This is a genomic window from Flavobacterium sp. DG2-3 (assembly GCF_030730925.1).
GTDB lineage: Bacteria > Bacteroidota > Bacteroidia > Flavobacteriales > Flavobacteriaceae > Flavobacterium.
Genome location: NZ_JAVAMB010000007.1, coordinates 179484 through 199205 on the forward strand (window position 1 = coordinate 179484; position 19722 = coordinate 199205).

Consider the following 19722-nt stretch of genomic DNA (forward strand, 5'->3'; position numbering starts at 1 on the left):
GGTTTTAAAATTACTGTGAGATGATATTATTGTTTTAAAATTTCACAAATCCAATAGGTTAATTCCAAGATACTTTAATGGCGCTTCCTCCGGCAACGGTATATTCCAGCAGCATTTTCGATTTTACTTTCGGTTCAATTATTTGATTTTGCTCAAAAACCTGCATTTTTATATTGTTATTATCATTAAGAACAATCTTAAAATTGCACTGAAATTCTACAGATCCCAGAACGGTAAAGCGCAAAGTCTGTTTTGATTTCCTGTAGTTTATAAGCGGATAATCCAGAAATAGTAAAAAGTCTTCATTTTTAACCTGATGATATTGTCGTACCATGGCGCCAAAACCAACACCTGCACCATAAACTTCCTGTCCCACCTGCCCGCTTTTTTCCCAGCCGCTGTAAAGGTCTTCGAGGGGAATCCAAAGCTCCTTTTGTATTTCTCCGGTTTTTACTTCTTCGGAAATCATTTCCGCAGGCAATTTTGTTGGATAGTAGAACGGCAGTCTTCCTACCGCATATTTTATAAATTCCGCAATAAGGATTTTTAGAGAAGGCAGCAGATCAATTTCCGCCGCCTGTATGAGATATTCTGAAAGCGCCGCATATACTTCCATTTCCTCATAAGCGGCGGTGTAAGGCGCATTGTTGAGAGGAAAAACAGAAAAGTAATTGGGGTAATTTTTACCGTATCCGTACTGGCAGTCCCATATTTGCATGTTCTTAAACAGGCATGCCAAACAGGCATAACTCAAATCCAGATACTCTTTTTTGCCTGTGATTTTAAACAATTCCAATAGTACCCCTGCCGAAAAGGCTGTATTGTTGGCCTGATAAAAAATATCAAATCCACGGCCCTCAAGCTTTTTAACCGATTTTTCTGCTTCGTTCAGATAGCGTTTATCGTTCGTCAGTCGGTACACCAATAGCATTAAATGTGCATACGAGCCCGGTACATCTTTTTCGCCTCCTTTCCCGGGTTCGGTTTCCCTGCGTATCACTTCCAAAGTATCCATTTTATAGAACACGGGCCATTCATAATTAAAATGATGCGCGACCTTTATGGCATATTCAATTGATTTCAAAACGAGTTCTTCCGCTTTTTTTTCTCCTTTCAGTGCAAGCCTGGTGAGGTTCATCAGCGGATGATACAGATACCAGGAATCCATGACCATTTCTTTTTTCTGGATCTCCGAATTATCAAGCTGGCCATTAAGCGCAGGGAGCCATCGGTTAATCGTTTTTACCTTTTGGTCATAGAAGGCCTCCAGACCGTTAAATAGTTCATTATAAACCGGATGCGTTCCTCCATACCAATGTTTCAGTTCATTTAAAGGCATCAATACGGCAAGCTGCACCATAACTTCGGCAGGCGTATCATAATCGCAGAGGTACGCATTGAGATAAGGGGAACCATTGGTCTGGGTCCAGCAGCCTTTGTTAGTGTAAATATCGTTAAGGCAGTTTTGCGTGATTTCCGGCCAGTTATGGTAAATAATTTCCGGGTGCGGCAGCAAACGGTAGACTCCTGCGAGATTATTTAAAAATTGGTGCGTTACTGCTATTTCATCATCAATAATTCCCTCAGAAAATAATACATAGGCATCGGAAATGATATAAGGCTTGCCGGCAGGCAGCGGCTTATCTTCTGCAGACGGAAGTCTGAATCCAATTTCGGGCCAGCTCCCGCAGACAGTGTCATCAACTGTAGTCTGCGTGGCTTCGCAGTAATCGCTTAAGGAACCCAGATCCTGAAAGTAAAAAAAAGATCCCGTCTTTGGCTTGGTCATGCTGGCGAACAAAATGCCAGAGCGCGACCCCATCTGGTTCATGTGTATTTTTCCATTGGTATTTTCCACACTTCCTTTTTGTGTTAAAGGAATAATATCTCTGGGCCAAAATGGAATCAGTAAGGGCTGGTTTGCTTTAAAAGTAGTTGTATAATGGAGCACTGCCGAGTTTTCGGACGGAAATGCTATAATAATTTCATACTGGCCTAATCTTGTTTCCAAGTTGACAACAAGAGTCTGGCCGTCATCAAACATATTGGTTATTTCAAAACAGCTGTTCATTCCAAAAGCAGGACGAAAAGCCATTTTTCCGCTCTCAGGCCAGGTAACCGCAATCCATAAGGAATCTCCCGTATTATAAGCTTGGAAATTGTATTTATGGCATTCTTTTTCCCAAATTACAGCACTGTTTTCTAAATCGGCATGCACTGTGGCAGCCCAGGGTGAAATGGTATTCATATTATTTATGTTTAAAAAGAATTAATTTTCGAGTAATAAAGCTTATAGCAGTAAAAGTTAAAAACTACCCACCTGTTTCCATATGCGGTGCATCTACGGGTTTTGACTGGGAGGAACCAATCTGGCGTAAAAATATAGAAAGTACAATTATTGCAAAGACAGAAAGGAATTCACTCTGCCAGTTCTGAAAGGATTCGAACCAGAACCTTGAATCGGCAATATAGTTTGAAGCTGTTTCCAGAGGCATTCCTTTTAAAGAAAGCTGCCGGTTCTCATCCTTTAAGCTTCCATAGAAATGAGCCCCGAAGGAAAGCAGGAAAAGTAAAAATAAAACAATTGAAAGAGAATGTTTGTAGATTTCTAAAATCAAGCCACCTTTCTTAACTGGCCATGGAGCACCTTTTCTTTTAGAAGAAGGCTCTCTGTCAACCTCCTCTTCTTTATCAAAATCTTTGGATTCTGAAGACCCCTTTTGCTGCAGAAAAATAGTTAACACTACAAGAAGCGCCATTTGCAGAAATTCACTTTCCCAATTCTCAAAAGTGGACTCTATAAAATGCCCTGTTGAAAAATAGGCCAGCAGCGAAACTGTAGAAGCGCCATTTTCAAGAAGTTCTTTATTATATTCTTTAAGACCGAAAATAATTTGTCCTGCAAAAGAAAAAACAAATAATAATAGAATGCAGATCGATAGACCGTTGTTGCGTATAAAAGTTTTCATAAGCCAATTACAGTAAAACATTAAAAATTTAAAATTCATTCATTTACTTCTCAAATTGCATTGATACTAAGCAGCATTCACTTTCGGATATAATTTTATAATCAGTCCTTTTAAACGGTTCTGGTAATCTTCCATGAGCCACTGCTTATAATTTTTGCTGGCATTTTCAAGGCATTTTACATACTGTTTCACACGCCATTCAATTTCAGGCTGTAAAGCCTCCGCTAATGCAATAGCCTGAGAAAGCGTTTCTGCATTATCGAGGCACATTCTGGCGTGCTGCCTGATAGATTCCTGGATAACCGTTTTAGGTTTCTTATCCATATCAACAGCTTCCTGGTAATGTTCTTCAATATCAAAAGTCATTTCAAGGGTGTTGGGAAACTGCGCCCTGAGTTCTGCTGAAAATCGATGCGGCTGAACTGACGGACTGCCACTGGACTGATATTGCAGCTGTCTGGCAAAAGTATCGGGATGTTCAAAAACAAATTTCCAGTCAACAGGTTCTTCCCATGCGCCAAAACGCTGAATATTATTGCCAAGATCGGTAATAGAGAAAGTTTTTTTATTTGGCAGTCTTCGGGATCCCCTGCCTATCATCTGGTGGTAGAGTGTTATCGACGTAGTGGCGCGGTTCAGTATTATACTCTGCACTGCAGGCTCATCAAATCCTGTAGTTAGAATTGAAACCGAAGTAAGAACGGCATCTTTTGTTTTCTTAAACCATTTCAGGATTTCTTTTCTTTCCTCACCGGAAGTTTTGCTGTCGAGATGTCTTATGGAAATTCCGGCATTCTTAAAAGTTTCATACACTTTTTGAGAGGCTGCAATTCCATTATTAAAAATCAGCGTTTTTTTTCCTTTGGAATGTTCGGTATAAGCCTTTAATAATAACTGCTGCATTACCTCGGAACCATAAAGTTCATTAGAGGAACTTACTGTATAATCGCCGTGCAGTCCTGTTTTCAGCGAATTTAATTCTACTTCATAAACGTACGATTCCGGCTTGGCAAGATACTCCTGAGCAATAAGTTCTGCAATATTTTCGCCTGTGACCAATGAGTTGTACTGTTTGTTCATAGGCTTAGAAATATCTGAACTGAAAGGTGTCGCAGTAACGCCAATAACAAATGCTTTTTTAAAGCTGCCCATTAATTTTCGGAACGAATTATGATGGGCTTCATCAATTATAACAAGCCCTACATCTTCTGTTTTAATTTTTTTTGATTTGATTCTGTTGCGCAGCGTCTCTACCATGGCAACATAACAGTCAAAACCCTTTTTAAAATTACCGCTTCCACTGTTTATAATGTGGTTTTTGACACCAATTTTTTTTAGTGTATTGGATGTCTGCGTGCATAGCTCTTTTCGGTGCGTCAGGATAATTGCTTTTTTACCAAACTGAGCCGTATATTTCCTCGCAATTTCACAGAAAACCACCGTTTTTCCCCCTCCTGTCGGCAATTGATACAAAAGCTTCTTTTTTGCACTGCTTTCCATCTCATCAAAAATAATCTGGATATCCTTTTCCTGATATGCGTAGAATATATTTTTAGGGTGCGTATCTGTTTTCATTGCTTTGATTTTTTTTAATAATTCATTCTTCCACAGGAAAGCTGGCATTCTATAAATTTTCCAGTTGCAATTGTTCTTTTTTCATCTTCCCGTTGGTTATCAGCTTTTGAATCACCTCAGGCTCAAAACCTATTACTTCCATAACCTGAGCTACGGATTCCTTCTTCCACATTCTGTCCTTTTCTAAACATAGCGGAAAGATTAAATAATTAAGTTCAGGTCTCCTCCAATTAACAAATCAAGTTTTGCAATAAGGAATTTGAGTAAATTTAAATTAGACGTTTCAATCTTACTTACATGATTTTGAGGGTTTATTATAATATTATCCCTTTAATTGATTTTGAATATTACAATTATAAATGCTGATTTTTATACGATCACTCTATTCTATTTGCCGATGGAGCAGCGTATTCTGCTGCCAAAGCTTTTTAAACAACAGAACTGAAATTTATAGGACCTCAATAAAGAAAATCTAATGCTCATATTACAACTACAAACTGTAATTATATAATTGTCAACGAAATGATTTTTTTAAATTGAATTCTTAATTTAAATTTAAAGTTATGGAAAATAATCATCAATATGCACTTATCACAGGTGCCACGCAGGGAATCGGCTACGAACTTGCAAAGCTTTTTGCCAAGGACGGCTATAATCTTGTTATTGTTGCCAGAAGCCAGAATGAACTAGATACAGTCGCTCAAGAACTCAGACTGTATGGAATTAAGGCCATTACTTCTGCGAGGGATCTTTTTATAACCGAAGAAGTTTTTGGTTTATGCGACGAATTGGAACAAAGCAATATTGAAGTCAATATTCTGGTCAACAATGCCGGGCAGGGTGTTTACGGCCTTTTTAAGGACACTGATCTTAATCGGGAATTGGATATAGTGCATCTCAATATTAATGCACCAATAATACTCGCCAAACATTTCCTTTCTAAAATGCTGCTCCGAAATGAAGGCAGAATTCTTAACGTGGCTTCGATAGCCAGTAAAGCTCCCGGTCCTTGGCAGTCGGTATACCATGGTACCAAGGCTTTTATTCTTTCCTTTTCCGAAGCGCTTCGATCTGAGCTGGAAGGCACCAACATTACAGTTACTGCTTTACTTCCAGGCCCTACAGATACAGACTTTTTCAACAAAGCTGGCATGAATGAAAGTAAAGCTGTCCAGGATAAGGACTCGTTAGCCGATCCTGCAGATGTGGCTAAAGACGGCTACAATGCTTTAATGAACAATAAGGATAGAATAATATCAGGATTTAGCAATAAATTAAAGGTGGGAATGAGCAACGTACTTTCGGACAGCTTAAGCGCAGAAGTGATGAAAGAACAGCAAAAACCAGTTAATGGAGAATAGCTAAATGAATTCTTTTCGGCATATAAAAAGCCTGCTGCTAACTGCAGCAGGCTTATTCATTATATGGCCATACAATAAAAATTTATCCTGAATACAAATACCAGTCCTGCTGCCAATAAAGCTTCTGATTCTATATTAAATACCTTACATGTAACCACGTCCGTCAGAATCACTAAGTCTTCTGAAAGTAACACTTGAAAGAATAGTTATAATTGCCAACACAATAAATGTATAATGAAAAGATTGCGCAATACTGAATCCCAAATGTTCTGATCCGAAGAAAGAAAGCACAAGACTTGCTGCAGAAACACCAAAACTAATAGAAAGCTGCTGCATGATAACGAGCATGGTATTACCGCCGCTTTTGGTATTCTCATCCAAATCCACAAGCGTAATGGTATTCATTGCCGACATTTGGATGGAAGTAAAAAAGCCATAAAAAACCATTAAAATGATATAATAACCTAATGGCGTGTCTCTTTCGACAAAACCTAAGACAATCAAAACAATTCCAAGAAGCACTGTATTGCTGACCAGTACATTTCGGTACCCTAAAACTTTTATAATACGAACCATAAAAGGCTTAATAGCCACATTAGCAAGAGCCGACGGCAGCAACAATAACCCTGAAACTGAAGCCGAATATCCAAATCCTGTCTGCAGCATAAGAGGCAGCAGTAAAGGCAGCCCTCCGATCCCCAGTCGGGTTATAAGGCTTCCAGCAAGTCCTACCCTAAGTGTTTTAATATTTAACAGTCTGAGATCAATAATGGGTTTTTCTGTTCTTTTATAATGGTAATAATACAATGCTGCAAGAGCATTAAAAAGAAACAGCCCTCCCAAAATAATAAACCAATTCGTCAGACCGCTGCTTAGGAGTTCTAAAATCATTGTAATCACGATTAATGCAAAGCTGAAATACATCAGACCACGGAAATCAAACTTACCGACGGCTTTTTTAAAATTGGGCATAATCCTTTTGGCCATCGAGATCCCAATAAGTCCAATTGGAACATTCACTAAAAAAATCCAATGCCAGGATAGATTATCGGAAAGAAAACCGCCCAGACTTGGTCCGACCACCATTCCCAAAAGACCAAAAATGGTTATAAAATTCATGGTTTTTAAAAGTTTGCTTTTGGGATATTGATATAATATGGCCAATCGCGCAATCGGCACCATCATTGAAGCGCCAATAGCTTGAAGCACGCGGGATAAATTGAACGTTAATAAGCTTCCGGAAAGTGCGCAGCATAACGAACCTGCGACAAATAAAGCAACAGCAATCATAAACATGGTCCTTGTGCCAAACTTATCTGCCAGCCAGCCCGAAAGCGGAATAAATAAAGCAAGAGTCAATGCATAAGTTACAATTACAGAATGCATTTGAGTAGGCGAATATTGCATATCCTTGGCAATGGAGGGTAGCGAAGTATTGAGAATCGTCCCGTCCAGCGATTGTATAAACATAGCCACAGCAGTAACCCATGGAAGTAAATGTACTGCCGTTCTTTTCTTCTTTTCTTTAGCGATGTTCTTTTCTTCTTTTGTAATCATGCGGAGCAATTAAAGAAACAACAGCATTATTGTCCTTTTATAAAATTCCAAAAATACAATCCCTTAAAATTACAGTTTTTTAATAAATCCCTTATATAATTAGCATCGATAAGTTTTCATCATTGTAACTGCAAAGCTTTGGACGCTTAAAGATTTTACAAATAAATAAGCTGCATTTATACGGCAGCTTTATTTATTATAACAGTTTTAATTTTTAGAAATCATTATTAGCATTGTCTTGAGAATCATGACCTCCCTGCTTTACAAGCTTATTATAAATCCCTAAAAGTAAAAATGGCGCTGCCCATTGTCCTACAGATAGTACGCTGTGATTTTTACCAAACATTTTAAGGCAAGCGATGTTCCCATCGATGCTAGGGACCATACAAATAGATATCTGAATGTATTTTTTGACCTCTGTTCCTCGATTGCTTTGGCAGTTTTTCCTTCGGTTTTTTCGTTTTCTAATATTATGACAGGAAAATTTATGGGTTCTGTTTTAATACGTGCCTGATATAAAAATGAATGTTGCTTATAAATTAAAATGCGAATTTCACGAACTAGCACAGATTTTTGCAAATAATTCACAAGTAATAGTGTCTATTCGTGAAATTCGTGTTTTAATTTTTTAAGTCTCTATTTTTATTAACTGTTGGTAGATGCGCTTCCTGAACTTCCTGCCCCGCCGCTATTGTCGTTGCCTCGGTTTTCGTCTCTTTCAGTTTCTTCAAACTCATCCTCATTTTCCCAGTCTCCAGTATTTGGTTTTTGAGCGGGATCTCTTTGGTTTTCTCCTTTTTCGTTTTCTTCCTTGTCAGAAAAAAACAATTCTTCTCCCGGAATTGGATTCCATTTGGGCATTTGATTTTCCCTATCAGATTGTGATTCTTTATTATTGTTGAAAATTTCCATAATGCATCTTTTAAATGATATCAAATTAAATCACTCGTTATTGTCAAAAAACCTGTAAATAGGATGGCACTTATTTAAAGGTTTTTATCTAAATCTACAGTCCATTATTCTTCACTTTGCTGATCTTCCTCAGTAGCATCGAAATTGATTGTATTGTAAGCCGCTTCTGTCAGGATAGTGTCGGCTTCTTTCTCTTCTTCTAAAGTCTGCTGCAATAAAGCCGCGGCATCTTCTTCGTTTAAAGTCAAAGCAAAAGCTGCAAGTGTTCCGTATGAAGCAATTTCGTAATGCTCAATTTTTTGAGAAGCACTGATAATTCCCGCATCACGTACAGGCCCTTGCTGAGTTTCCTCCATAATGCTTTCTCCTTCTTTGATTAAGCCTTCCATAGCATCGCATTTTTTTGCAGCCGCTTTTTCTCCCAGAATTTTAAAAACTTGTTCCAGTCTTTCCACTTGTCCTTGTGTAACCGTTAAATGTTCGTTGATCGCACTAATTAGATTTTCTGAGGTGGCATTTTTAGCCATTTTCGGAAGCGCTTTTGTCAAAGCTTTTTCTGCCCAGTAAATATCTTTTAAAGAATCTACAAATAATTCTCTCAAACCTTCAGCAGCATCCGACTTTGCTTTTACTGTTCTTCCTTTAGATGCTGTTTTTGCGCCGCTTTGTTTTGCAGGAGCTTTTTTAGTGCTCGCTTTTTTAGTTTCTGTAGTTTTCATAATAATACTTTTTTTTAATAATTAACTTTTTCAAAATTAGGATTTAAAAAAGGTTCATTTTTATGGAATTCATTTTATGTCTTATAAAATAACAACCATAAAGCATTGTTTATGAAATAGATATTCTATAAATCCGAAAAATTATTCTATAAATACCGTATTGAAACTGTTGCTACATTTAGCTGAACTTTAAAATCTACTTATTATGATACAGATTATCGATGGGCCTGAAAATACAGCCGCCTTCAGAGCAGTAGGCGTAATAACAGCAGAAGATTATAAAAACGTGCTCGTCCCTGAAGTAACCAGATTGGTAAAAAAAATAAATGAAATCAACTTTCTACTTCTAATAGATACTGAAATCAAAAATTTCACAGCCTCTGCTTGGATGGAAGATGCTTTGTTTGGCCTCAAAAATTTAGGAAAATGGAATAGAGCTGCTATTGTAACCGATTATGAAAAAGCAATTACCTTTACAAAAGGTTTCGGCTATTTGGTACCGGGCGAATTTAAAGGCTTTAAAAGAGATGCCATCAGCCAAGCTTTAAAATGGGTAGAAACGGGAGAAAAATAAAAACTTCTTTACAATTCATCAGCAATGGCTTCAATAAAAGAAATACTAGACAGCACTGGAAACAGGCAGCATCCTTTACCGGAACAAAAATGGAAATACTATCAGGAATGGCACCATACGGTATTTTTCCATTGGGAACTTCCCGTTTACTTTTTGGAACAATACATTCCGAAAGGACTAAAACTCGACACTTACATTAATATGGCGTGGGTTTCGCTGGCTTCATTTCAGGTAAAAAATATGAGACATCGCAACTTACCCTCACTTCCCTACCTTTCTAATTTCGAAGAAATCAATATTAGAACATATGTGACGCGAAATGGAATTCCAGGCATTTATTTATTTTCCATTGAAACCAATAAATTAATAGAAGTTTTACTTACCAGACTTTTTATAGGTCTTCCTTATGAACATGCAACAATCAAGCGATATCACAATCAACTTTATTCAGAAAACAAAAAGCAAAATCATCTTCTTGATATAAAAATTGTAAAAAGTAAGATGCTTAAAAACAAAACAGAGCTGGATTTATGGCTGACGGAAAGGCACTCTTTATATGAAATTTGTGCCGATAAAATCTGCAGGTTTGACATCCATCATCAGGAATGGAAATTAAGAAATTTGGAAGTAAAAATACACGATATAAGATATGAGGCTGGAAAATATACCATTAATATCTATCCGGATAAAATTCATTACGCCGTTAAAACCCAAGTCTTGCTGTGGGCTAAAAGAGAAAGCTCATAATCCATAAAATTGCACAATTGCTGATTATAAATTTTTAATAGGGCCACTCTACTTTTACTTTCGTAACAATTTTAAAATTATACATTCTGAAAAGTTCAAACACTAAAACCACAAAGAAAACTGCCGGTTCAGAGAAAAAAACAGATAAAAAGCAAACCGCGGACAAAAGCGGGCAAACTTCAGAATCTAACAAAAAATAACTTTAAAAATTGTAATTATGAATCTAGACGAAAGAGAAAATTACCGTCAGGATGACGCGTATTTTCAAGATGATGAAACGGGATATGAGAATGACCGCCAATATGATGATATTGATGCGCCAGGCGCAGTCCATTCGATAAGTGATAACGCAGAACAAGATTATGGAAATGATTTTGCAGCCGAAGAAATAAACGGACAAAGTTTAAATCCTGACGGAGATAAATTTGATCAGGAAGATGACGATGAATTAGATGACGATGATGTCGAATTGGATGAAGAAGATGATGTCGAATTGGATGAAGAAGATGAAACCGACACTAATCCTAACCGAAATTTATAAAAGACAAACCCGTATGAAATTTCAAACGGGTTTTAATTGCTATTTTGACTTTTACGCTTTGTAATTTTTAATCTAAAATCCAACTTCAGTAACTATTACACACTATACATATCGGTACTTCTGGATGGTCTTACAAACATTGGCGTGGCACATTTTATGCTGAAAATTTAAAAGTGAAAGATCAGTTTTTGTATTATCAAAAAATCTTTAATACAGTGCAAATTAACAGCACATTTTATAAAATGCCTGCCGATGCCACCTTACAGGATTGGGAAAATCAAGTTTCTGAAGATTTTGTTTACGCCATAAAAGCCAACCGATTTATTACACATGAAAAAGCTGCATGATCCAGAAGACAGTCTGCTGATTTTTATGGAAAAGCTTAAATATCTAGAAAAAAACTTGGTGCTGTTTTATTTCAGCTTCCTCCCCATCTCGAATTGGATTTACAGCTGCTCGAAGATTTCTTGATGGCACTTTCTAATAAAAACCGCTATGTAGTTGAGTTTCGCATGCAAGTATGTACCCGAACTTTATCAGTTATTAGAAAAATACAGTTGTGCTTTTTGCATTTATGAGCTTGCAGGTCACATTTCGTCCATAAAGATTGCCACCGATTCTTGTATATCCGGCTGCATGGCCCTACTGCCGCGAAATATCAAAGCAGTTATTCTGCTACCGTTTTAAAAGAATGGGCTGATAAATGCATCCAGTGGTTAAAAACAAAAGATATATTTGTTTTTTTTGATAATGATGAAAAAGGAGATGCGGCTTTTAATGCTTTGTCACTTAAAAATCTTGTTGAAAACAGCCTTCCTATAAATCAAAATACTCTTTAAGTGTGATTTGCAGTGTAAAGATTATATAAGGCATATCCAAAATACTGTAATTATCATATCCTCATCAAAACTAAATTTAAGCCATTAATTATTGAAGAAAAAATTATGGAGAATATATCAGACTATTTTGGAAAAAACATAAAAGATAAAAGAATTTTAATTACGGGAGGAACAACAGGAATCGGAAAAGCAATAGCCGATTCATTAGTTTCCCTAGAAGCACGCGTTTTTATCTTTGGGCGCGATGTAGAAGATTTCACAAAAACATTTGATGAAATAAAATCCAAATACCCTAACAGCAATCTGTATGGTTTTACAGCAGACGTTACCCGCAAAGAGGACTTGCAGAAAATTTTTGAGGCTGTTGATAAAGAACTGGGAGGTTTGGACATTTTGATAAATAATGCTGCGCTCCCTGCCTCTGGACTTACCGAAGTTAAACTAGAAGACTGGCAATATATTTTAGACACAAACATTTCTGGTTATCTAGCATTTGCGCAGGAAGCCGCAACAAGAATGTCGGCAGAAAAATCGGGTCATATCATTAATATTGGATCTATGAGCGCCGAAACAAATGAACCCACCAGTACAGTTTATGTAGCCACAAAGGCAGCAATAAGGGGTTTTAGCGCCGCATTACGAAAAGAACTAAATCCGCTCGGAATCAAAGTCTCACTTATCGAACCAGGTGCTGTAACCAGCGATATGCAGCCAGGAACAAAGGCACAACATCAGCAAAAAATCGATAAAATGGAAATGCTCGAGGCTGAAGATATCGCAATGAGCGTTCTTTTTACACTCTCTCAGCCAAAACGCTGCGATATAGTAACCATGCAAATTAGACCTCTATTACAGCTAATTTAAGTTTTTAAGAACTGCTTATTTTTTGTTAATTATTAAAGTGATTATTTATGAATGCTAATAACAACTTAAACAGCGCGCTGTAACGTTAGAAGAAAATGTTTCTTTTTGGATTGATTCGACATCAATTTTAGGATTTGAGAAACCCAATCAAAACGTACAAACTGAAGTTTCATTCATTGGCGCGGGAATTGCAGGTTTGACCACAGCTTATAATCTCTTTTAAAAAAGGGAAAAAAAGTTTAGATCAAGAACCGCTACAGGTTTTGCTTGATGCAGGGTTTTTATTTAATTTTACCGCATGAATTACGAAGACATAAAACGCCATTTTGAACACAATCCTGCTCCAAAAGAAGTGGAATGGACACCGTGGGCAAAGATTACCGATACGCAGGTTTTCTTACTGAGCTGCTATGCCACAATCAGAAACTCTACAGGGCCTTTGGACCGATGTCCTGCATGGTGGCATCTCAGGGATTTTTATATCCTGATGAAAAAGACAGTCCAGCAGACTGCCCAACAGAACACAGAAAAGCCTGCTGGCGAAGAGCCTGCTGGCGCGTCCTCTACAGATGCTGAAGCCGCCCTATAGGACTTGTGAAAAAAAGCCCTGCATAATAGTATGCAGGGCTTTTTTGAATCTAAATCTATTTATTTTTCAAATAGGAGAAATTCTTTCCTATCCCTTTTTGAAATATTCCAGTCCAAGCTCATTATAGATGCGAGCAGTCTTTTGAACCCCTCAAAGGTGCTGGGCTTGACGGCATAAAAATCAGCTCCCAATTCATAGGACAGCTCAATATTTTCAATATTGCTGCTGGTGGAAAGCATTATTACCTTTAACTTATTCTGCCAGCCTGATGCTCTTCTTATTTCCTTGAGGCAGTCAAATCCATTTTTACCGGGCATATTAATATCCAGAAATACCATTTCCGGCATTTCTGAAGCAGTGCGCCAAAGAATATCCAAAAGCCGCTGCCCATCTTGGGCCTGCTCCACTTTAAGCTGCAAATTGAGTTCAGCAACGGCGTCCAAAAACAGCATTCTGTCATCTTCGTCATCATCTGCATGAAAAATAATCTGTCGGGGACCCTGCTGTTGCGGCATGGCTTGGAAATTTGTGCAGTTACGGAAGACAAGAATCTAAAAATCTGCAAAAGCCTTTGTGCCGGCCGTTGAAAATCGATAAATAATCGAATTATATCCGTGGGAGCGGTTAATAGCATGCAAAGATAAGTCTTTTTCCTATAAAATATTGTCAAAATCTATATTTTGCTTGAATGTTATGAAAAGAAAAGCGCATTGCACTGAACAGTTTTCACATCTAAACTCCTTTTAGCTGAAAGCCTTCCCGAAAAAGATTCCTTTAAACCATGCTGCGTAAATTCTGAATAAACATCTATCACCATAAAAAAACTGATTTTTAAACTCCCTGAAAAATAAGGCCTCTAGAATATTGTTATGATTTAGAACATTTATTTTAAAAAAAATGTTACTATCTGTGCTAATTTTGATCTGTATAAAATGATTAAGATTATGAACCGGGCAATTGTACACATAGACATGAATACGTTTTTCGTCTCCTGCGAAAGGCTTGCCAATTCCCAGCTTAACGGAATTCCATTGATTATCGGCGGAGGCGAAAGAGGTGTGGTGGCTTCCTGCTCTTATGAAGCCCGAAAATTCGGCGTGCGCTCGGCCATGCCTATCCAGATGGCGCTCAGGCTGTGCCCTCAGGCAAAAGTGATGAAAGGCGATATGGAACTCTATTCAAGGCTCTCGCACGACGTGACCGAAATAATCCAGGAGAAAGCTCCCGTGGTGGAAAAAGCCAGCATCGACGAGTTTTATCTGGACATTACCGGAATGGATAAATTCTACGGGAGCTATAAGTGGACCGACGAGCTGGCGCAGCGCATCACAAAAGAAACCGGACTGCCCCTAACCTTTGCCCTTTCAGTCAATAAAACCGTATCGAAAATCGGCACGGGCGAAGGAAAGCAGAAGCAGAACCTTGAAATCCCCGAACATCTGGTACAGGCTTTTTTAAATCCCCTTTCGGTCCGCAAAATACCGATGGTGGGCGATAAGACTTTCCAGCTGCTCTCGCGCATCGGGATCCGCACCATAAAGACCCTTTCAGAAATGCCGGCCGAATCGCTGCAGCGCATGATCGGACAGAACGGCATCGAGCTATGGAAAAAGGCTAACGGCATCGACAATAATCCGGTAGAGCCTTACACGGAAAGAAAGTCGATTTCCACAGAACATACCTTTTCTCAGGATACCATTGACATTGCGAAATTAAACCGTGTGCTGCTGGGCATGGTGGAGAAACTCTCTTACCAGCTGCGTTCCGAGGCGTGGCTGGCTTCCGCTGTAAAAGTGAAGATACGTTACGCAAATTTTGACACAGAAACAAAACAATGCCGTGTGCAGCACACTTCGGCTGATCACATACTTGCCAAAATTGTGCTGGATCTTTTTGATAAATTATACCAGCGCCGTATGAGGCTGCGGCTGATCGGAGTTACGTTCAGCGGACTGGTGCGCGGGACCTATCAGATCGACATTTTCAATGACACCGAAGAAATGCTGGCGCTCTATCAGGCCATGGACCGCATGAAGAACCGCTACGGTTTTGATGCGGTAATGCGGTGCGCAGGCGCTTCTTTCAAACCCAATGCCAAAAATGAAATTTTAAAACGCAAATCAGAGTAAATGTATCTCAACTGCCATTCCTTCCATTCCCTGCGCTATGGCACCATACCGCTTGAGGACCTGATATCCAAAGCTTCGGACTTGGGCATCACGGCTATGGCACTGACTGATATCAATACCGCCACTGGGATTTACGACTTTATAAAAGGATGCCAGGCTGCGGGCATCAAGCCCATCGTAGGGATCGAATTTCGCTCCGGAAATGCGCTGCGTTATATCGGACTGGCGAAAAATGCGGCAGGTCTTGCAGAAATGAACCGTTTTCTGACCCGGCATAATTTTGACAATACAGAACTTCCCTTAATCGCTCCAGCCTTTGAAAATGTTTTTGTCATCTATCCCTTGGAGAATGTGCCCTCTGTATTAAGAGAGCATGAGTTTATCGGCCTGCGCCCCGAACAGCGCCCTTCACTGGTTATGGGCAATTGGAAGACCAAAGCAGACAGCATGGTGGTGCTGCAGCCTGTCACCTTCCGCACCAAAACCGAATACAAACTCCATAAGATACTGCGGGCTATAGACCTGAATGTAGTTTTTTCACGCCTCTCCCAAACAGACTGCTGCAGGCAGACAGAAGTCATGGTGGGTCTGGACAGGATCCTTAAATGCTATGACGGCTACCCCCAGATCATCTCCAATACAAAAGAAATAATTGAACAGTGCCATTTTGAATTTGATTTCAAAACGCCGAAAAATAAGAAATTCTATACCAACAGCAGAAAAGACGACTTGCAGCTTCTCACCACCCTGGCCCAGCAGGGACTGGAATGGCGCTATGGAAACAATAATGCAGAGGCAAAATCAAGGATGCTGCGGGAACTCAAAGTAATTGACCAGCTGGAATTCAGCGGCTATTTTTTAATCACATGGGATATTATACGCTTTAGCAATTCTCAGGGATTCCTGCATATAGGACGCGGCAGCGGGGCCAACAGCATTATTGCCTACTGCCTTGGGATTACCGATATCTGCCCTTTGGAGCTGGATCTCTACTTTGAGCGTTTCCTGAACCTGAACCGCAAGAGCCCTCCGGATTTTGATATTGACTGGAGCTGGAAGGAACGGGATGTTATCCTGGAATATATCTTCTCCCGCTACGGCTATGATCATGTGGCTTTCTGCGGCACCAATGTGGAATTCAAATACCGCTCCATATTCCGTGAGGTCGGCAAGGTCTTCGGGCTTCCAAAAGAAGAGCTCGACGCGCTGGCCAAAAACCCTATGGCGCTGCATCCCACCAATGAAGTGGTCCGCGAGGTGCAGCAGTATGGAATGATGCTCGAGGGATATCCCAACCAGAGAAGCATGCATTCCTGCGGCATACTCATCTCCGAGGAGCCCATTACTAATTATTCAGTTCTGGAGATGCCCCCAAAGGGCTTCCCTATAGTGCTTTTTGACATGCATACGGCCGAAGATATCGGACTTGAAAAGTTTGACATCCTGAGCCAGCGCGGGATCGGGCATATTGACGACAGCGTAAAGCTTATTGAGAAGAACCGCGGCATACGCATCAACATCCGTGACACCAGGATGTCAAAAGATGAAAAGAGCTGCAACAGGTTTCTTTCCATAGGCAGAACCATAGGCTGTTTCTACATCGAAAGCCCGGCCATGAGGGGCCTTCTGCGGCGACTGAAATGCGACAATTACAAAACCCTTGTGGCCGCCTCATCCATCATACGTCCCGGAGTGGCACAGTCTGGAATGATGAAAGAGTATATCTTCAGGCACAACCATCCCGACAGGTTTGAATATTTCCATCCCGTATTCCAGCAGCAGCTCGGGGAAACCTACGGCATTATGGTATATCAGGAAGATGTGATCAAGATTGCCCAGCACTATGGAGGCCTTACTGCTGCTGACGGGGATATCCTCCGGCGTGCCATGTCAGGAAAAGGGCGTTCCAAAGCCGCACTGCAGAAGGTAAAGGATAACTTCTTTGAATCCTGCAGGGCCCAAGGGCATCCCATCGCGCTGAGCGCTGAAATATACCGCCAGATCGAGTCCTTTGGAGGCTATTCCTTCTGTAAGGCGCACTCGGCTTCCTATGCCGTGGAAAGCTATCAGAGCCTGTATCTGAAGGTGCATTATCCAATAGAGTTTATGGTGGCGGTGATCAACAATCAGGGCGGTTTCTACCGCACCGAAGTATATGTGCATGAAGCTAGGATGTCTGGGGCCACCGTGCACAATCCCTGTGTGAATAAAAGTGAAATCCAAACCACTCTGTATGGCTCTGATGTATATCTGGGTTTTATGCATCTGCAGGGCCTGGAATCCAAAACAGCGCTTCTCATTCAGCAGGAACGCGAAAAAAACGGGCTGTACAAGTCCCTTGAGGATTTTATCAACCGCATAGCAATCGGAATCGAAGCCATACAGATCCTGATTTTCATCGGCGCGTTCCGGTTCACCGGCAAGACAAAAAACCAGCTGCTGGTGATTACCCGCCTAATTCTGGTAAACTTTAAACCCCGTACCCCGCTGCTGCTTGAGCAGCCTGTGAAGGAATTTATACTGCCGCAGCTGGAGCGCTCCGCTTTTGAAGATGCTTTTGATGAGATCGAACTGCTGGGTTTCCCTGTCTCGTGTTCCCCTTTTGATCTGCTTCAGACCCCTTTCAGGGGCAATGTGATGGCGCAAGACCTTTTGGCCCATCATAAAAAACAGGTGCGGATGCTCGCCTATCTGATCTCGCGCAAGCATGTGCCCACAAAGATGGGCGCTATGTATTTCGGCACCTGGATAGATGCCAGAGGGGATATGTTTGATACGGCGCATTTCACAGACAGCCTCTCGGCATACCCTTTTCAGGGAGGGGGATGCTACCTGCTGCTGGGCAATGTCGAGGTGGATTACCATTTCCCAACCATAACGGTCATAAAGATGGCTAAAATGCCTTTTATACCCGATCCGCGTTATGAGCATGAGAACGATTGGAAATACAGGGCCCAGCAGAAAATACGCGAGGATGTGAGCATGACCCATCGCGCACCCTATCCGCAGGAACATGAAATCAATATCCCGCGGCTTAAAATGAGCAGTGGACAGGCCTCCGGCATGCCGGCAGTCTGAATGTGAACTGAAAAACTAAACAAAATGATGCTTTTTGATGACACTGAAATTTTTTCATCAGGCAATGGCGGCAGAAGGATATTTGACGCCCCTGATGCCGAGCTGCTGCTGATTGATAATTTTTTCAATAAACAGGAATCCGACCATTATTACAATGTTTTATACCATGGCACGCAGTGGAGGGAATATGAAATGCCTATGTATGACAAGGTCGTTACCGCACCGCGCATGATCTGCTGGTATGGCGATTCTGGCAGGCCTGAGCGCAAATCCAATCCCCACTGGCCCTTGGAGCTGCTCCAGATCAGGGAGCGCGTGCAGGATGAGACCCGCATAAACTTTAATGCCGTGCTGCTGAACCTTTACAGGGACGGCACAGACGGTGTGGGATGGCACAGCGACAAAACTTCTTCCAGCAACAAGAACATGAACATTGCCTCTGTGACTTTTGGGGAAACCCGCCTATTCCGCCTGCGACATAAGACCCTCAAGCACATCGAGCCGATAGAAATTCCACTGCACCACGGCAGCTTCCTGCTGATGGCGGGAAGCACCAATACCTATTGGGAGCATCAGGTGCCTAAAACAGCCCGCCAAGTCCTGCCCAGGATCAACCTCACTTTTCGGCAGGTGCGCGGGATATAAAAAATGCGGCTCCTTATTTTAAAAAGCTGATAATCATAGAAATGCTATAATATTCCTTTCTTATCATATAACAGGATTATGCGGCTTGATGCTAACTTTGGATAAATCATTAAATTTAGAAATCATGGAAAATAGAAACAATATGCCACAAAGCGATGATATGCATATCGATATCTCCCAGCAGGCAGAAATCCAGCAGTGGGCAGAAAAGCTCAATGTCCCTGAAGAAATATTGAAAGATGCCGTAAGGGCTGCAGGAACAACGGTTGAAGAAGTAGTGGATCATCTTAATGGAAATTCCCCTTCCAGGGAAAGCGCCTCAGAAACCGTGCGCCTGAAAGACGGCCCATGGCATCAGGGGGAATGAAAATGGGCAGCAGTTATTAAGCTGTTTTATAAAAAAAAGCAGAAGCGGTTCGCAAAAAATCCTGAAGGGCATTTATTTCCAGATCTTCTTCAGGATTTTTTATTTGAATCGGCTCTTTATACTGGCAATGCATTATCTTATTGCAATGGCAATCCAAAGCCAATCGGGCTCAATGCCGCTGCGCTTTTCAATTAATTGCATAAATTTGCATGCCTATTTCATTTTACCTGACATCAGCTAAAATAGGGTTCAAAAA

Annotated in this window: 18 protein-coding genes and 1 pseudogene; 11 read left to right on the forward strand and 8 right to left on the reverse strand. The window is 40.5% G+C overall.

The window, feature by feature from the left end:
* Nucleotides 1–58 precede the first annotated feature (58 nt).
* The 3 genes from Q9Q97_RS12050 to Q9Q97_RS12060 form a co-directional block, all read right to left on the reverse strand.
* Nucleotides 59–2248 (reverse strand): hypothetical protein, encoded by a 2190-nt coding sequence (locus tag Q9Q97_RS12050; RefSeq protein ID WP_306157299.1) that lies wholly within the window; start codon nt 2246–2248, stop codon nt 59–61.
* Between the two features lie 64 nt (nt 2249–2312).
* Nucleotides 2313–2969 (reverse strand): DUF6766 family protein, encoded by a 657-nt coding sequence (locus Q9Q97_RS12055; protein WP_306157301.1) that lies wholly within the window; start codon nt 2967–2969, stop codon nt 2313–2315.
* Nucleotides 2970–3035: 66 nt separating this feature from the next.
* Nucleotides 3036–4544 (reverse strand): DEAD/DEAH box helicase, encoded by a 1509-nt coding sequence (locus tag Q9Q97_RS12060; protein ID WP_306157303.1) that lies wholly within the window; start codon nt 4542–4544, stop codon nt 3036–3038.
* Between the two features lie 563 nt (nt 4545–5107).
* Between Q9Q97_RS12060 and Q9Q97_RS12065 the strand changes: the two genes are divergently transcribed.
* Nucleotides 5108–5905, forward strand: coding sequence for an SDR family oxidoreductase (locus tag Q9Q97_RS12065; protein WP_306157305.1), 798 nt, complete (start codon nt 5108–5110; stop codon nt 5903–5905).
* A 144-nt stretch (nt 5906–6049) separates the two neighbouring features.
* Here the strand turns inward: Q9Q97_RS12065 and Q9Q97_RS12070 are convergent, their stop codons facing one another.
* From Q9Q97_RS12070 to Q9Q97_RS12085, 4 genes are all read right to left on the reverse strand, one after another.
* The gene (locus Q9Q97_RS12070) at nt 6050–7462 is read right to left on the reverse strand and encodes an MFS transporter (protein ID WP_306157451.1); all 1413 of its coding nucleotides are present in this window, start codon (nt 7460–7462) and stop codon (nt 6050–6052) included.
* 214 nt (nt 7463–7676) lie between these two features.
* Nucleotides 7677–7847: a hypothetical protein gene (locus Q9Q97_RS12075; RefSeq protein ID WP_306157307.1), complete on the reverse strand. Its 171-nt coding sequence runs from the start codon at nt 7845–7847 to the stop codon at nt 7677–7679.
* A 260-nt stretch (nt 7848–8107) separates the two neighbouring features.
* Nucleotides 8108–8374 carry a hypothetical protein gene (locus tag Q9Q97_RS12080; RefSeq protein WP_306157308.1) on the reverse strand — a complete coding sequence of 89 codons (267 nt, stop codon included), beginning with the start codon at nt 8372–8374 and terminating at the stop codon, nt 8108–8110.
* Nucleotides 8375–8478: 104 nt separating this feature from the next.
* Nucleotides 8479–9093, reverse strand: coding sequence for a ferritin-like domain-containing protein (locus Q9Q97_RS12085; RefSeq protein ID WP_306157310.1), 615 nt, complete (start codon nt 9091–9093; stop codon nt 8479–8481).
* A gap of 205 nt (nt 9094–9298) precedes the next feature.
* Between Q9Q97_RS12085 and Q9Q97_RS12090 the strand changes: the two genes are divergently transcribed.
* The 6 genes and pseudogenes from Q9Q97_RS12090 (at nt 9299) to Q9Q97_RS12115 (ending at nt 13247) form a co-directional block, all read left to right on the forward strand.
* On the forward strand, nt 9299–9667 hold the full coding sequence (locus Q9Q97_RS12090; RefSeq protein WP_306157313.1) for an STAS/SEC14 domain-containing protein: 369 nt from the start codon (nt 9299–9301) through the stop codon (nt 9665–9667).
* A gap of 24 nt (nt 9668–9691) precedes the next feature.
* On the forward strand, nt 9692–10414 hold the full coding sequence (locus Q9Q97_RS12095) for a YqjF family protein (protein WP_306157315.1): 723 nt from the start codon (nt 9692–9694) through the stop codon (nt 10412–10414).
* 217 nt (nt 10415–10631) lie between these two features.
* Entirely contained in the window at nt 10632–10955 is a 324-nt protein-coding gene (locus tag Q9Q97_RS12100; protein ID WP_306157317.1) for a hypothetical protein, read from the forward strand.
* Nucleotides 10956–11065: 110 nt separating this feature from the next.
* A pseudogene (locus Q9Q97_RS12105) lies at nt 11066–11794 on the forward strand (DUF72 domain-containing protein).
* 105 nt (nt 11795–11899) lie between these two features.
* Nucleotides 11900–12658 carry an SDR family oxidoreductase gene (locus tag Q9Q97_RS12110; RefSeq protein ID WP_306157318.1) on the forward strand — a complete coding sequence of 253 codons (759 nt, stop codon included), beginning with the start codon at nt 11900–11902 and terminating at the stop codon, nt 12656–12658.
* A 298-nt stretch (nt 12659–12956) separates the two neighbouring features.
* Complete coding sequence (locus Q9Q97_RS12115; RefSeq protein ID WP_306157320.1) at nt 12957–13247, forward strand: hypothetical protein; 291 nt, start codon at nt 12957–12959, stop codon at nt 13245–13247.
* A 59-nt stretch (nt 13248–13306) separates the two neighbouring features.
* On the opposite strand, the gene Q9Q97_RS12120 is transcribed toward Q9Q97_RS12115, so the two are convergent.
* The gene (locus tag Q9Q97_RS12120) at nt 13307–13762 is read right to left on the reverse strand and encodes a response regulator (RefSeq protein WP_306157322.1); all 456 of its coding nucleotides are present in this window, start codon (nt 13760–13762) and stop codon (nt 13307–13309) included.
* A gap of 429 nt (nt 13763–14191) precedes the next feature.
* On the opposite strand from Q9Q97_RS12120, the gene dinB reads away from it, so the two are divergent.
* The 4 genes from dinB to Q9Q97_RS12140 all read left to right on the forward strand — a co-directional run bounded on the left by dinB (nt 14192) and on the right by Q9Q97_RS12140 (nt 19466).
* Nucleotides 14192–15376: a DNA polymerase IV gene (gene dinB, locus Q9Q97_RS12125; RefSeq protein ID WP_306157324.1), complete on the forward strand. Its 1185-nt coding sequence runs from the start codon at nt 14192–14194 to the stop codon at nt 15374–15376.
* Entirely contained in the window at nt 15377–18454 is a 3078-nt protein-coding gene (locus tag Q9Q97_RS12130) for a DNA polymerase III subunit alpha (RefSeq protein ID WP_306157326.1), read from the forward strand.
* Nucleotides 18455–18478: 24 nt separating this feature from the next.
* The gene (locus Q9Q97_RS12135) at nt 18479–19099 is read left to right on the forward strand and encodes an alpha-ketoglutarate-dependent dioxygenase AlkB (protein WP_306157329.1); all 621 of its coding nucleotides are present in this window, start codon (nt 18479–18481) and stop codon (nt 19097–19099) included.
* 124 nt (nt 19100–19223) lie between these two features.
* Nucleotides 19224–19466, forward strand: coding sequence for a DUF3606 domain-containing protein (locus tag Q9Q97_RS12140; protein WP_125721201.1), 243 nt, complete (start codon nt 19224–19226; stop codon nt 19464–19466).
* The last annotated feature ends 256 nt before the right edge of the window (nt 19467–19722 follow it).

Excerpts from the sequence above, each read along its gene's own strand:
- Q9Q97_RS12075 (WP_306157307.1), bottom strand. The coding sequence starts at position 7,847 with ATGGTCCCTAGCATCGATGGGAACATCGCTTGCCTTAAAATGTTTGGT.
- Q9Q97_RS12120 (WP_306157322.1), bottom strand. The coding sequence starts at position 13,762 with ATGCCGCAACAGCAGGGTCCCCGACAGATTATTTTTCATGCAGATGAT.
- Q9Q97_RS12095 (WP_306157315.1), top strand. The coding sequence starts at position 9,692 with ATGGCTTCAATAAAAGAAATACTAGACAGCACTGGAAACAGGCAGCAT.
- Q9Q97_RS12115 (WP_306157320.1), top strand. The coding sequence starts at position 12,957 with ATGAATTACGAAGACATAAAACGCCATTTTGAACACAATCCTGCTCCA.
- Q9Q97_RS12090 (WP_306157313.1), top strand. The coding sequence starts at position 9,299 with ATGATACAGATTATCGATGGGCCTGAAAATACAGCCGCCTTCAGAGCA.
- Q9Q97_RS12140 (WP_125721201.1), top strand. The coding sequence starts at position 19,224 with ATGGAAAATAGAAACAATATGCCACAAAGCGATGATATGCATATCGAT.
- Q9Q97_RS12055 (WP_306157301.1), bottom strand. The coding sequence starts at position 2,969 with ATGAAAACTTTTATACGCAACAACGGTCTATCGATCTGCATTCTATTA.
- Q9Q97_RS12110 (WP_306157318.1), top strand. The coding sequence starts at position 11,900 with ATGGAGAATATATCAGACTATTTTGGAAAAAACATAAAAGATAAAAGA.
- Q9Q97_RS12065 (WP_306157305.1), top strand. The coding sequence starts at position 5,108 with ATGGAAAATAATCATCAATATGCACTTATCACAGGTGCCACGCAGGGA.
- Q9Q97_RS12050 (WP_306157299.1), bottom strand. The coding sequence starts at position 2,248 with ATGAATACCATTTCACCCTGGGCTGCCACAGTGCATGCCGATTTAGAA.
- Q9Q97_RS12060 (WP_306157303.1), bottom strand. The coding sequence starts at position 4,544 with ATGAAAACAGATACGCACCCTAAAAATATATTCTACGCATATCAGGAA.
- Q9Q97_RS12085 (WP_306157310.1), bottom strand. The coding sequence starts at position 9,093 with ATGAAAACTACAGAAACTAAAAAAGCGAGCACTAAAAAAGCTCCTGCA.
- Q9Q97_RS12070 (WP_306157451.1), bottom strand. The coding sequence starts at position 7,462 with ATGATTACAAAAGAAGAAAAGAACATCGCTAAAGAAAAGAAGAAAAGA.
- Q9Q97_RS12100 (WP_306157317.1), top strand. The coding sequence starts at position 10,632 with ATGAATCTAGACGAAAGAGAAAATTACCGTCAGGATGACGCGTATTTT.
- Q9Q97_RS12130 (WP_306157326.1), top strand. The coding sequence starts at position 15,377 with ATGTATCTCAACTGCCATTCCTTCCATTCCCTGCGCTATGGCACCATA.
- Q9Q97_RS12080 (WP_306157308.1), bottom strand. The coding sequence starts at position 8,374 with ATGGAAATTTTCAACAATAATAAAGAATCACAATCTGATAGGGAAAAT.
- dinB (WP_306157324.1), top strand. The coding sequence starts at position 14,192 with ATGAACCGGGCAATTGTACACATAGACATGAATACGTTTTTCGTCTCC.
- Q9Q97_RS12135 (WP_306157329.1), top strand. The coding sequence starts at position 18,479 with ATGATGCTTTTTGATGACACTGAAATTTTTTCATCAGGCAATGGCGGC.